This window comes from Amycolatopsis sp. NBC_01307 (assembly GCF_035975215.1).
GTDB lineage: Bacteria > Actinomycetota > Actinomycetes > Mycobacteriales > Pseudonocardiaceae > Amycolatopsis.
The window spans coordinates 3,559,302-3,572,437 of sequence record NZ_CP108403.1 but is presented as its reverse complement, the minus strand read 5'-3'; the positions used below and the strand labels follow the sequence as shown (position 1 = coordinate 3,572,437).

The following is a 13,136-nucleotide window of genomic DNA, read 5'->3' as shown; positions in this document are numbered from 1 at the left end:
CGCGTCCCGCATTTGTCCACTGTGGATCTTTGCACCGTCTTCCGCGTCGATCCGTGTCCACTGTGTACCCATTCGAGGTTGTGAATGAAGGGTCGGCGTACGGAGCAATGCCGTGCGCCTTACGCTGTCACATATGTGAATGGCGATCACGTTTCTGAATCGTTATCAAGGACTGTCTTGCCCGGTTTTTTCCGGCGTGTGAGTGTGGTGGCCGCTGGCTGGACTGGACCTATGAAAGAGGCGACCCGGCAATGACGCAGACGGCCCCGCCACGGCAAATCAGCCGAACAACTCTGTACTTCTTCGGCGCACTCGGCGGAATCCTGTTCGGATACGACCTCGGGGTGATCTCCGGTGTGCTCCCGTTCATCGGGAAAGCGTGGTCGCTGACCGCCTGGGACAAGGGCGTGATCACCGCCAGTCTCTCGGTCGGTGCCATCGTGGGCGCGCTGTTCTCCAGCCGCATCAACGAAGCACTCGGCCGGCGGCGCACCATCATGGTCGCCGCGGCGATCGTCATCGTGGGCACGCTGGCGGCGACCTTCTCGCCGACGTTCGCGTTCCTGGTGATTTCGCGGCTGGTCATCGGGCTCGGGATCGGGCTGTCGTCCTCGACCGTCCCGACCTACCTCTCCGAGCTGGCGCCTGCGCGATTGCGCGGCGCGATGGGCGCGCTGAACCAGATCTTCATCGTGCTCGGCATCCTGATCGCGTTCCTGACCAGCTACTTCCTCGGCCCGATCTCGGCCTGGCGCTGGATGTTCGCCGGCGCGATCGTGCCGGCGGCGATCCTGCTCGTCGGGCTCGCGTTCCTGCCGGAGACGCCACGCTGGCTGGTCAAGAACGGCCAGGAGGAAGAGGCGCGGCGGGTCCTGGCGAGCGCACACGGCAACACCGTGAACCTCGACGAGGAGATCGCGACCATCCGCGACGTCATCCAGATGGACACCGAGGGCAAGCCGCGGTTCCGCGACCTGTTCTCCGGTTTCGTGCGGCCGATGATGATCGTCGCCGCGCTGCTCGCGATCGGGCAGCAGTTCAGCGGGGTCAACGCGATCAACGCGTACTTCCCGACGATGCTGATCGGCCTCGGGTTCGCCACGCAGGCCGCGCTGCTGTCCGGCGTGCTGCTGGGCGTGACGAAGTTCCTGTTCACCGCGTGGGTCGTGTTCGTGGTGGACCGCTGGGGCCGCAAGCCGCTGCTGCTCATCGGCAACGTGATCATGGTGATCACGCTGGTGGCGGCCGGGCTCGTGGTGCTGAACGTCCACGACACCGGCACCCGCGGCATCCTGATGCTGGTCATGATGGTGCTGTACCTGGTCGGTTACGAGCTCGGCTGGGGCGCGGTCGTCTGGGTGATGATGGCCGAGGTGTTCCCGCTCAAGTACCGGGCGGCGGGCATGGGCGTCAGCAGCGTCATTCTCTGGGCGGCGACGGGCATCGTGAGCGCGGTGTTCCCGCTCATCTCCGCCGTGGGCTCGCTCGGCATCGGCGGTTCGATGTTCCTGTTCGCCGGGATCAACGTGGTGCTGTTCGTGCTCACCAAGTGGATCGTCCCGGAGACGAAGGGCCGTTCGCTGGAGCAGATCGAGCTGGACCTGCGAGCGCGCCAGGGCGTGGCCGCCAAGAGCTGATCTTGGTGGTGTGAATGGCGGGGGTGCGGGAAACCGCACCCCCGCCGTTTCGCGTTCCCGAACCCTTGCGCTGCAGCCGGACCAGCGTTCGGCTACCGACACCGCCGGCCCGCCGTTCCGGCGACCACATCGCCGCAGGCCAACCCCGCCGCACCAGAAGCCGCACGCGCCACACCGGTACCGGTCGTGAGTGTTTAGGAGGGTTAGAACCCTCCTAAACACTCACGACCCCCAGCCGCAACGCCCCACGAGTCCCGGCAGCCACGCAAGCCTCGGCGGTTACCGTGGGCGGCCGAAGCCGACCGGAGAGGCCGACGCGGCGACCGGGGTTGCCGGGGTGCGTGGTCAGGCGGCGGGGCGTGGTGAGGCCGAGTTTCCCGGTCAGCCGCCCGATCCGGGCCGACGTGGCCACCGGGGTTGCCGGGTAAGTGGTCAGGCGACGGGGGCCGTGGTCAAGCCGAGCTTCCCCGCCAGTCGGCCGATCCAGGCCGAGACTTCGTCGGGGGAGCGGTCCGGGAGGCCGAAGATCACCTCGGTGACGCCGAGTGCGTCCAGGTGCGCCAGCCGCGGTGGGTCCGGGCGTTCGCCCAGCGCGTGGATCGACGGGGCCCCGGAACGTCCCTCGTCGTGCCAGATCTCCTTCAGCAGTGCGACGTGGCCGTCGAGGTCGGTGTCCGCCGGTGTGGTGATCCAGCCGTCCGCGTGGCGGGCGATCCAGCGGAACGTCTTCTCCGTCGGGCCCGCGCCGAGCAGGACCGGGATGTGCGCCTGGACCGGTTTCGGCCACGCCCAGCTGGGGCCGAACGAGACGAACTCCCCGTCGTAGGCGGCTTCTTCCTCCGTCCACAGTGCACTCATCGCCTCGAGGTACTCGCGCAGGGCCGTGCGGCGGCGGTTGCCGGGTACGCCGTGGTCGGTCAGCTCGTCGACGTTCCAGCCGAACCCGGTGCCGAGCGTGACGCGCCCGCCGGAGAGGTGGTCGAGGCTGGCGATCGTCTTGGCGAGCGTGATCGGGTCGCTCTCGACCGGCAGGGCCACCGCCGTCGAGAGGCGGATCCGCTCGGTGACCGCCGCGGCCGTCGCCAGGGCGACCCACGGGTCGAGCGTGCGGCTGTACCGGTCGTCGGGCAGGGACGCGTCCCCGGTGCGCGGGTGCGGTGACTCGCGTTTCACCGGGATGTGCGTGTGCTCGGGCACGTAGAAGGTGGCGAACCCCGCGGCTTCCGCGGCCTGCGCCGCGGCCGCCGGGGTGATGCCTCGGTCGCTGGTGAACAGCACGATTCCGTAGTCCACGCGAGGGACTGTATTAGAACGTGTTTCAGTTTTCAAGCGGCCGCCGTCCCGCATTGCGGGACCGGCGGGGGTGGCCGATCTCGCGTTCGGTATACCTGTGCGCACAGTGCGTGACCGGATCGAGCGTCGATCGAGTGTTGCTGGACGCCGCCCGGGTAAGCAGACGGGGAGCAGAGCGCCGACATTCGCCGGGTCATAGTGGGTGAGCCCGGGAACGGCCGGTCGGAACGGGGTGGTGGCGAGTGGAGCCGACGATCCATTGTGGACGCGCGTGGGTGGCGTCCCAGCCAGTGGACGGACCCGTGGGGCGGGATGGTGTGCCGGGCCGGGGTTCCAGTACCCTGGATCGAAGGCCGAGAGGCGCTGCAACGGGCCAGGGGGCCCGCCACGCTCGGCCGGGACCAACCACCCAAGGGCGCCTCCCGATTGAGGGAGGCTGCCGGTGAACCCGATCACCCCGCACGAATCCGAGGCCACCGCGCGGCTGCGCGAGCTGCTCAGCCAGCGGGTGGCGGTTCTCGACGGCGCTTGGGGCACCATGCTGCAGGGCGCCGGGCTCACCCCGGCCGACTACACCGGTGACCGCTTCGGCGACCACACCCACGACGTCACCGGCGACCCCGACCTGCTCAACATCACCCGGCCGGACGTCATCCTCGACGTGCACCGCCAGTACCTCGCGGCCGGCGCGGACATCACCACGACGAACACCTTCACCGCCACCAGCATCGGCCAGGCGGACTACGGCCTGCAGGCCCACGTCCACGAGATGAACGTGCGCGGCGCGCAGCTGGCCCGCCAGGCCGCCGACGAGTTCGGCGGCCGGTTCGTCGCCGGGTCGATCGGCCCGCTCAACGTCACCCTCAGCCTGTCGCCGAAGGTCGACGACCCGGCGTACCGCGCCGTCACGTTCGAGCAGGTCAAGGCCGCCTACGCGGAGCAGATCGCCGGTCTCGTCGAAGGCGGCGTCGACCTGCTGATGATCGAGACCATCTTCGACACGCTCAACTGCAAGGCCGCCATCGCCGCCGCGCGCGACGTCGCGCCGGAGCTGCCGCTGTGGATCTCGGTCACCATCGTCGACCTGAGCGGGCGGACGCTCTCGGGGCAGACCGTCGAGGCGTTCTGGAGCTCGGTCGAGCACGCGAAGCCGCTGGTCGTGGGCGTCAACTGCTCGCTGGGTGCCGAAGAGATGCGCCCGCACGTCGAGGAACTGTCGCGGATCGCCGACGCCTACGTCGCCTGTCACCCGAACGCCGGGCTCCCGAACGCGTTCGGCGGGTACGACCAGACGCCGGACGAGACCGCCGGGCTGATCGGCGGCTTCGCCCGCGACGGCCTGGTCAACCTGGTCGGCGGCTGCTGCGGCACCAGCCCGGCGCACATCGAGAAGATCGCCGCCGCCGCGAAGGGCGTCACCCCGCGTGAGGTTCCCGCGCCGCCCGCGTTCACCCGGTTCAGCGGCCTCGAGCCGTTCGGCATCAACGCCGACACCGGGTTCGTGATGATCGGCGAGCGCACCAACGTCACCGGCTCCAAGCGGTTCCGCCGGCTCATCGAGTCCGACGACCACCAGGCCGCCGTCGACGTCGCGCTGGAGCAGGTCCGCGGCGGGGCGAACCTGCTGGACGTCAACATGGACGCCGACCTGCTCGACAGCGAGGAGGCGATGACGACGTTCCTCAACCTCATCGCCACCGAGCCCGAGGTCGCCCGCATCCCGGTGATGGTCGACAGCTCGAAGTGGACCGTGCTCGAAGCCGGCCTGCGCTGCATCCAGGGCAAGGGCGTCGTCAACTCGATCAGCCTGAAGGAGGGCGAGGAGCCGTTCCTCGCCCAGGCCCGGATCATCCGCAACTACGGCGCCGGCGTCGTCGTGATGGCCTTCGACGAGCAGGGCCAGGCCGACACCGCCGACCGCAAGGTCTCCATCTGCGGCCGCGCGTACGACCTGCTGACGCAGAAGGCCGGGTTCGCCGGCGAGGACATCATCTTCGACCCGAACGTGCTGGCCGTGGCCACCGGCATCAGCGAGCACAACGGCTACGCCAAGGCGTTCATCGACGCGCTGCCCCGGATCAAGGAGCGCTGCCCCGGCGTCCACATCAGCGGCGGCATCTCGAACCTGTCGTTCTCCTTCCGCGGCAACGACATCGTCCGCGAGGCGATGCACTCGGCGTTCCTGTTCCACGCCGTCCAGGTCGGCCTCGACATGGGCATCGTCAACGCCGGCCAGCTCGCGGTCTACCAGGACATCCCGCCCGAGCTGCTCGAACTGGTCGAGGACGTGCTGTTCGACCGCCGCGAGGACGCCACCGACCGGCTGGTGAGCTTCGCCGAGAACGTCAAGGGCAGCGGCACCAAGCGCGTCGTCGACCTGTCCTGGCGCGAAGGCACGGTCGAGGAGCGGCTGTCGCACGCGCTCGTGCACGGCATCGTCGACTACATCGAGGACGACACCGAAGAGGCGCGCCAGCTCAAGGCCCGGCCCCTCGAGGTGATCGAAGGCCCGCTGATGGACGGCATGAAGATCGTCGGCGACCTGTTCGGCGCGGGCAAGATGTTCCTGCCGCAGGTGGTCAAGAGCGCGCGCGTGATGAAGCGCTCGGTCGCCTACCTCGAGCCGTTCATGGAGGCCGAGAAGGAAGCGGCCCGGCTGGCGGGCAAGGCGGCCGTGTCGAACGGCCAGGGCAAGGTCGTGCTCGCCACGGTCAAGGGCGACGTCCACGACATCGGCAAGAACATCGTCGGTGTGGTGCTCGGCTGCAACAACTACGAGGTGATCGACCTCGGCGTGATGGTGCCGGCGGCGAAGATCCTCGACATCGCGGTCACCGAGGGCGCCGACGCGGTCGGGCTGTCCGGGCTGATCACGCCGTCGCTCGACGAGATGGTCAACGTCGCCACGGAGATGCAGCGCCGGGGCCTGAAGATGCCGCTGCTGATCGGCGGCGCGACGACGTCCCGCCAGCACACCGCGGTCCGCATCGCCCCGGTCTACGACAACGCGACGGTGCACGTGCTCGACGCGTCGCGCGTGGTCGGCGTGGTGTCCGACCTGCTCGACCCGGACCGCTCGATCGTGCTGGCCGAGAAGAACCGGGCCGACCAGGAGGTGCTGCGCGAGCAGCACGCCAACAAGCAGCGCCGGCCGATGCTCAGCCTCGAGCAGGCGCGCGCGAACCCGGAGACGGTGTCGTTCGCCGACCTGCCGACCCCGGAGTTCACCGGCGTCCGCGTCGTGGAGCCGAGCATCACCGAGCTGCGCGAGATGGTCGACTGGCAGTTCCTGTTCCTGGCCTGGGAGCTCAAGGGCAAGTACCCGGCGATCCTGGACCAGCCGGTCGCGCGTGAGCTGTTCGACGACGCGAACACGCTGCTCGACCAGATCATCGCCGAGGGCGGCTTCACCGCGAAGGGCGCCTACGCGTACTGGCCGGCGCACACCGAGGGTGACGACATCCTGCTCGACGGCGAGTTCTCGCACATCGGGTTCCCGATGCTGCGGCAGCAGACGTCGAAGCCGGAGGGCCGCGCGAACCGCTCGCTCGCCGACTACATCGCCCCCGAGGGCGACCACCTCGGCGGCTTCGCGGTCGCCATCCACGGGGCCGAAAAGCTCGCGGCCAAGTACGAGGCCGAGCAGGACGACTACCGCGCGATCATGGTCAAGGCGCTGGCCGACCGGCTCGCCGAGGCCTTCGCCGAGTACATCCACCTCAAGGCGCGGCGCGGCTGGTTCGAGCCGGACGCCGACCCGAAGCTGGAGGACCTGCACGCGGAGCGCTTCCGCGGCATCCGCCCGGCGCTCGGCTACCCGGCGAGCCCCGACCACAGCCAGAAGCGCGAGCTGTTCGAGCTCCTGGAGGCCGACGAGCTGGGCATGGCCCTGACCGAGTCGTTCGCGATGACGCCGGCGGCGAGCGTGTCCGGGTTGATCTTCGCCCACCCGGACTCGAAGTACTTCACCATCGGACGGCTCAACCGCGACCAGATCGAGGACTACGCGCGCCGCAAGGGCGTCGAGGTCGCCGAGGTCGAGCAGTGGCTGCGGCCGAACCTGGCCTACGAGCCCAAGGCGTAGCCGGTCAGCTCGGGTAGTCCTTCAGCTCGATGTCGGTGGCGAACTTGTCGGTGGCCTTGAGCATCATGCGGAGCAGGATGCGGGACTTGAACGTCCAGTCCCGCATCCTGATCCGCAGCGGGGACGGCGGCGCGAGGAACGGGCCCGCGCTGCCGCGCTGCGAGATCTTGGCGTAGCCCCGGAACTGCTCCTCGTAGCGGGCGAAGGCGGCGCGGTGGTCGCCGCCGGCCGCGAGCAGCTCGCCCGCCAGCACGTACGCGCCGACGATCGCGAGCCCGGTGCCGAAGCCGCCGAGGGTGTTGCCGTAGGCGGAGTCGCCGAGCAGCACGACCCGGCCGCGTGAGTAGTGGTCGATCGTGACCCGGGCGAGCGAGTCCAGGTAGAACTCGCGGGCCCGCGGCACCTTCGTCAGCAGGTCGGGCACCCGCCAGCCGACGCCGCGGTAGGCGTCGATCAGCAGTGCGCGCTGCCGCTCGACGTCCGTGCGGTCGAAGTCGAGCTCCGGTGAGGCGAAGACGAAGAACGCCGACGCCTTCGGCCCGCCGACCGCGGCCATCCGGCCGGGCTCGTTGTACATCACGGCCTCGCCGCCGTCGACCTGCTCGCCGAGTTCCGCGAGGGCGTAGTAGTGACCGAGGAACTTGACGTAGTCGTGCTCCGGGCCGAAGGCCAGCCGCCGGACGTTCGAGTGGATGCCGTCCGCGCCGACGACGAGGTCGAAGCGACGCGGCGCGGCGTTGGCGAAGGTGACGTCGACGCCGTCGGCCGTCTCGGTCAGCGACGTGATCGTGTCGCCGAAGACGTACTCGCAGTCCGCGGCCGTGCGCTCGTACAGCAGCTCCGCCAGGTCGCCGCGGCGGATCTCGATCTCGCCGCCGGTGAACTCGCCCGGGATCACCGCCTGGGGCCGCCCGGCGGCGTCGACGACCGTCTGGTCCTGCCCGCCGGTCGCCCGCTTCCGGACCTCCGCCAGGATCCCCATCCGCTCCAGCACGGTCCGGTGGGTGGGGCCCTTGAAGTCGACGGCCTGGCCGCCGGGGCGCACCGAAGCCGCGCGTTCGACGAGGGTGACGGTGCAGCCGTAGCGGGTCAGCCAGTGGGCGAGGGCCGGTCCGGCGATGCTCGCGCCGGAGATCAGGACCTTGAGGTTCTTCATGGCGTCGTTGGTCATGGGGCAGAGCTTCGCCGCCGGGCCTTACCGGTCGCTGGCGAAGCGCTGACGGCCACCGTCAGCACCCGGTGCGTCACCGTCGAGAGTGGACGGTGACGACGGAAAATTCCCGGCGGGGAGGCCGGTTTGCGTGGTGGTTTTCGCTTGTTGACCTGCTTCGGCTCCGGGAGGACCATTCTCGCGGGGGAGAGGGGGCGCACGGTGCTGGGGATGGAAACGCCGCTGGTGACGACCGGGGTCGGCGAGCTGCTGAGCCGCGGTGAACACGCGCTGGAAGCCGACGGGGACCTGCGTGCGGGCCGGGAGTGGTTCGACCGGGCCTACCGCGCGGCGGATCAGGAGTGCGACGGCGCCGGGATGGCCCGCGCGGCGCTGGGCCTGGCCGGGTTGTGGGTGCACGAGCACCGCGGCGCGCCCGCGGCGGCGTTGCTGCAGGCGCGGTTGCGCAGCGCCCGGTCCGCCGTCGACCCGGGTTCTTCGCTCGCGTTGCGGCTGAAGGCACGGCTGGCGGGCGAAGCGGACTACGTGGCGGGGGAGAGCAACCAGATCCTCGCCGTGCTGGAGGAAGCCAAGCGCGCGGGCGACCCGGTCGCCTGGGCCGAAGCCGCCAGCCTGGCCCACCACTGCCTGCTCGGGCCGGACCACGGCGGGCAGCGCCGGGCGCTGGCCCAGGAGCTGATCACCGAGGGCTTCCGGACGTCGCGGCGCAGCGACCTGCTGATGGGCCTGCTGTGGCGCACCGTCGACCTGTTCCTCGACGGCGACACGCACGCCCAGCGCGGGCTCGCCGACCTGCGGAGCCTGCTGGCCGAGCAGGACCACCTCGCGGTCGGGTTCGTGCTCGACGCGATCGACGTCATGCTCTGCATCCGCGCGGGCCGGTTCGCCGAGGCCGAGCAGCGGGCCGCGGCCTGCGCCCGGCGCGGTGAGCTGGCGGGCGACGCCGACGCGACCGGCTGGTACACCGCGCAGCTCGGCGCCATCCGCTGGTACCAGGGCCGCGTCGCTGAACTGCTGCCGGTGCTGCGCGAGACGGTGCATTCGCCGACGCTCAGCGCGGTCGACAACGCGCTCGTCGCCGGGCTGGCCGTCGCCGCCGCTTCGGCCGGGGACGAGCGCGAGGCCGCCGGGGCGCTGGCGCGGCTGCGTGGCCGCGACCTGGCGCTGCTGCCGCGGTCGAGCAGCTGGCTGGTGTCGATGTACGGCATCGTCGAGTCCGCGTGCCTGGTCTCGGACGTCGAATCCGCGCTCGCCGCGTACGCGCTGCTGACGCCGTTCGCGCGGCTGCCGATGACGGCCAGCCTCGCCGTCGCGTGCTTCGGTTCGGTGCAGCACGCGCTGGGCGTCGCGATGCTGACCGCGGGCGAGCCCGAGCGGGCCGTCACGCACTTCCGGGCGGCCGTGCGGGACAACCTGGCGCTGGCGCACTGGCCGGCCGTCGCGCTCTCGCGGGCCCGGCTCGCGCAGGCCTTGGCGCTGCTCGGTGCCCCCGAAGCCGCCCGGGAACTGGCGACGGCGACCCGGGAGGCGACGGAACTCGGGATGACGCTGCCCGCCGCACCGGCGCGCCCGGCCGGGCGGGTCACCTGCCGCCGGCAGGGCCGGCAGTGGCTGTTCGCGCTGGGCGGCCGGTCGGTGCTGGTCGAGCACAGCGTCGGCATGGGTTACCTCGCGACGCTGCTGGACAACCCGGGCTACGAGCTGTCGGCCGTCGACCTCGCCGCCGGCCCCGGCGTGACGACCGCGACGACGTCCGGGCAGCCGGTGCTGGACCCGGCGGCGACCAGCCACTACCGCAAGTGGCTGGCCACCTTGGAGGCCGAGCTCGACGAGCACGAGGCCAACCACGACGACGGCCGCGCCGAGCGGGTGCGCTCCGAGCGCGACTGGCTGGTCGGCGAACTCTCCGCGGCGGCCGGGCTGGCCGGGCGCGTCCGCGAGTTCGCCGGCGCCGAGGAGAAGGCCCGGATCGCGGTGGGCAAAGCGATCCGCCGCGCCCTGACCCGCATCGCGACGGCCGACGCGGTGATCGGCGACGCCCTGCGCGACGGCGTCCAAACGGGCAACCGCTGCTGCTACCGCCCCGGCTGAGCGACCCCGGTAAAGCCGTGAAGGCCTCCTTCCCGGCCATAAGAGCCGGTAAGGAGGCTCGGAGTCATGGAGTCGTTGCAACACCGCCCAGCGAAGGGTGGAACTGCGATGACACGGGTACGAACCCATCGGTGGCTACCACGCTCGGCGCAGCTGCTGTTCTGGCAGCAGATCCGGGCAGGCCTGACCGCGAAACCGGCCGCGCAAGCGGCCGGTTTCGCCCCCGCCACAGGCGGGCGGCTGTTCCGCCAAGCTGGCGGGGTGATCAGCAACGCACCCCACCAGCCCGGGCCGGTCCGGCTGACCATCGCCGAGCGGGAAGAGATCGCCTGTCTGAAAGCCGCAGGTCACGGCCCACGCGCCATCGGCAGAACGATCGACCGGCCGGCCTCGACAGTGTCACGGGAGCTGGCCCGCAACACCGGCCTGACCGGCCACTACCGGGCCAGCAGTGCCCAGCACGCGGCCGAGGAACGCGCGAAACGACCCAAACCGGCGAAGCTGCGCGCCGATCCGGCGTTGCGGGCGGCGGTGCAGGACGGGCTGACCCGGAAGTGGTCGCCGCGGCAGATCTCCGAGAGACTGGTGCTGGACTTTCCCGACCGGCCGGAGATGCGGGTGTCGCACGAGACGATCTATCAGTCGCTGTATGTGCAGGGCCGGGGCGCGTTGCGCCGGGAACTGACCGCGGCACTGCGGACCGGGCGGGCGTTGCGGATGCCGCGGCGGCAGGCCCAGACCCGGCGGGAACGCCCGTCGGGCGGGATCCAGGACATGGTCAACATTTCCGAGCGGCCTGCCGAGGTCGCCGACCGTGCGGTGCCGGGGCATTGGGAAGGCGACCTGATCCTGGGCCAGGACAATCGGTCCGCGATCGGGACGCTGGTGGAACGCTCGACCCGGTTCGTGATGCTGCTGCACCTGCCCCACGGGCGGGACGCAGCCACCGTCGCCGCGGCGATGACCGAGATGATCCAGACGTTGCCGCCGCTGCTGCTGGGCTCGCTGACCTGGGATCAGGGCAAAGAAATGGCCCATCACCGGAAGATCACCCTGGACACGGGGTTGCAGATCTACTTCTGCGATCCGCATTCGCCCTGGCAGCGCGGCAGCAACGAGAACACCAACGGTCTGCTCCGGCAGTACTTTCCCAAAGGCACCGACCTGTCCCAGCACAGCGCGGATGATCTGGTGCGGGTGGCGGAGGAGCTGAACGGGCGGCCTCGGGAGACCCTCGGCTGGCGGACACCAACCGAGGCCCTCACGAAGCTACTGTCAGATCAACAAACACCAGGTGTTGCAACCACTGCGTGAATCCGCCAGGCCTTCACGGCTTTTCGTTACTGGACCGCGCCGTTCTGGGTGAGCAGGGTGTCGTACCAGGCGTCGTACGGGTGGTTGGACGCCGGGTAGCTCGCCAGGGGCGTCGTCGCGTCGCCCGCCGAGTCGAAGTCCCAGCCGCGCACCAGCTTGCCCGACTGGCGGGCCGCGGTGATGAACGCCGACTCCGTCGCGGGCGCGCCGTAGAACAGCGCGCCGTCCTGCAGTTCCGCGCTGTCGCCCTTCTGGAACTCGTCGAAGGCCACCTGGCGGTAGCGGATCCGGTCGCCGGTCACGCCGGGCGTGTCCGCCCGCAGCGTTTGCGCCGGGGTCGGGCCGTCGGCCGCGGTCCGGACCGTCACCGTCCGGCCGCCGCTGGTGGCCGTGGCGATCGGGAACCGCGCGTCGGACGTCTTGGCGTTGCCGGACCACGCGACCGTCGTGCCCGAGAGCGTGCCGTTCCAGCTCCAGTTCTGGCTGCTGCCCTGGCTCCGGTGGATCTCGCGCAACTGCGTGCCGGACGAGCTGGTGAATGCCAGGCTCGGCAGCACGCCGTTGTCGTACTGGTGGCTGGCCTGCCAGGTGATCTCGCCGTCCGCACCGAGCTTGCCGACGCGGTACCAGAGCGTGGTCGCGGTCTGCGACTGGTGGACCTCGACGAGGTCGCCGTTGTCGTTCAGCGCGACGGCCGGGGTCTGCCCGTTGTCGTACTTCCCGTGCCGCAGCCAGGTGATCCGCCCGTCGGCGCCGTAGGTCCCGGTCCAGTACCAGAGCCCGCCCCCGCCGGAGTCGTGCACCTCGACGACCTGGCCGCGGCCGTTCAGCGCGACCGCCGGGTGGTAACCGACGTCGCGCTTGTACTCCGCGCGCGTCCCGGCATCGCCGGAGAGCAGCGGCAGCACACGGCCGCGCAGCGCGTCCACGGTCGGCTGGCCCGCGGGGTAGTCCTTCGCCTGCAGCAGGCGGCCGCCGAAGACCGACTCCAGCTCCTGGTTCAGCGCGGTCAGGTTGCCCGCCGCGAAGTTCGGGTTGTCGGTCAGGTCGTCCTTCAGGTCGAGCATGACGACGATCGGCGCGGCGGCCGGGTGCGCCGCCGACCACGTGTTGACCGTGGCCAGCCAGTCGCGCAGGTTGTTCGACGCCGGGTTGCCGCCGCTGTGGTCGACGAGGTTGCCGGGCGAGTCGTGCCCGACGCCGTAGTCGTGCGAGGTGGCGTAGCCGTTGTCGTGGATGTCGAGCTCGATGAACCGGACGCCGTGGTCGAGCTGGTAGGCCAGGGCGTTCTTGGCGCCGTCGACGTTGCCCGAGTAGCTGTTGTGTGTGGCCCGGAAGACCGAACCGGTGAACGGCGGGCTCGCGGCGTGCGCCGTGCCGCCGGTCAGGAGCGCGGAAGCCGTCAGAACGGAGACGGCCAGGGCGGGCAGACGGGTCATCCTCGGGTCCTCACCTCGGGTACGGGGAGCCGTCCCATCCTGGCGGGCCGGTGCGGGCGCTGTCTCGAACTTCGGGTGGAACGTGGTGGAACGGCATGGAACGCCCA

At 70.6% G+C, this 13,136-nt stretch carries 7 protein-coding genes and 1 riboswitch; of the genes, 4 read left to right on the top strand and 3 right to left on the bottom strand.

The window, feature by feature from the left end:
* Positions 1-251: 251 nt before the first annotated feature.
* A complete protein-coding gene (locus tag OG439_RS14785) occupies positions 252-1,637 on the top strand; it encodes a sugar porter family MFS transporter (protein ID WP_326949930.1) in 1,386 nt (461 codons plus the stop codon).
* Positions 1,638-2,069: 432 nt separating this feature from the next.
* On the opposite strand, the gene OG439_RS14780 is transcribed toward OG439_RS14785, so the two are convergent.
* Positions 2,070-2,930, bottom strand: a complete 861-nt coding sequence (locus OG439_RS14780; protein WP_326949929.1) for a TIGR03619 family F420-dependent LLM class oxidoreductase — start codon at positions 2,928-2,930, stop codon at positions 2,070-2,072.
* Positions 2,931-3,279: 349 nt separating this feature from the next.
* Positions 3,280-3,358: riboswitch (S-adenosyl-L-homocysteine riboswitch) on the top strand.
* 14 nt (positions 3,359-3,372) lie between these two features.
* Here OG439_RS14780 and metH point away from each other — a divergent pair.
* Positions 3,373-7,014, top strand: a complete 3,642-nt coding sequence (gene metH / locus OG439_RS14775; protein WP_326949928.1) for a methionine synthase — start codon at positions 3,373-3,375, stop codon at positions 7,012-7,014.
* A gap of 4 nt (positions 7,015-7,018) precedes the next feature.
* Here metH and OG439_RS14770 read toward each other — a convergent pair whose 3' ends face one another.
* Positions 7,019-8,170 (bottom strand): FAD-dependent monooxygenase, encoded by a 1,152-nt coding sequence (locus OG439_RS14770; protein ID WP_326951551.1) that lies wholly within the window; start codon positions 8,168-8,170, stop codon positions 7,019-7,021.
* A 225-nt stretch (positions 8,171-8,395) separates the two neighbouring features.
* On the opposite strand from OG439_RS14770, the gene OG439_RS14765 reads away from it, so the two are divergent.
* Together OG439_RS14765 and OG439_RS14760 are read left to right on the top strand one after the other, a co-directional pair.
* Positions 8,396-10,276 carry a hypothetical protein gene (locus tag OG439_RS14765; RefSeq protein WP_326949927.1) on the top strand — a complete coding sequence of 627 codons (1,881 nt, stop codon included), beginning with the start codon at positions 8,396-8,398 and terminating at the stop codon, positions 10,274-10,276.
* Between the two features lie 108 nt (positions 10,277-10,384).
* Complete coding sequence (locus tag OG439_RS14760) at positions 10,385-11,590, top strand: IS30 family transposase (RefSeq protein WP_326949926.1); 1,206 nt, start codon at positions 10,385-10,387, stop codon at positions 11,588-11,590.
* Between the two features lie 26 nt (positions 11,591-11,616).
* Here the strand turns inward: OG439_RS14760 and OG439_RS14755 are convergent, their stop codons facing one another.
* Entirely contained in the window at positions 11,617-13,029 is a 1,413-nt protein-coding gene (locus OG439_RS14755; protein ID WP_326949925.1) for a hypothetical protein, read from the bottom strand.
* Positions 13,030-13,136: the final 107 nt, after the last annotated feature.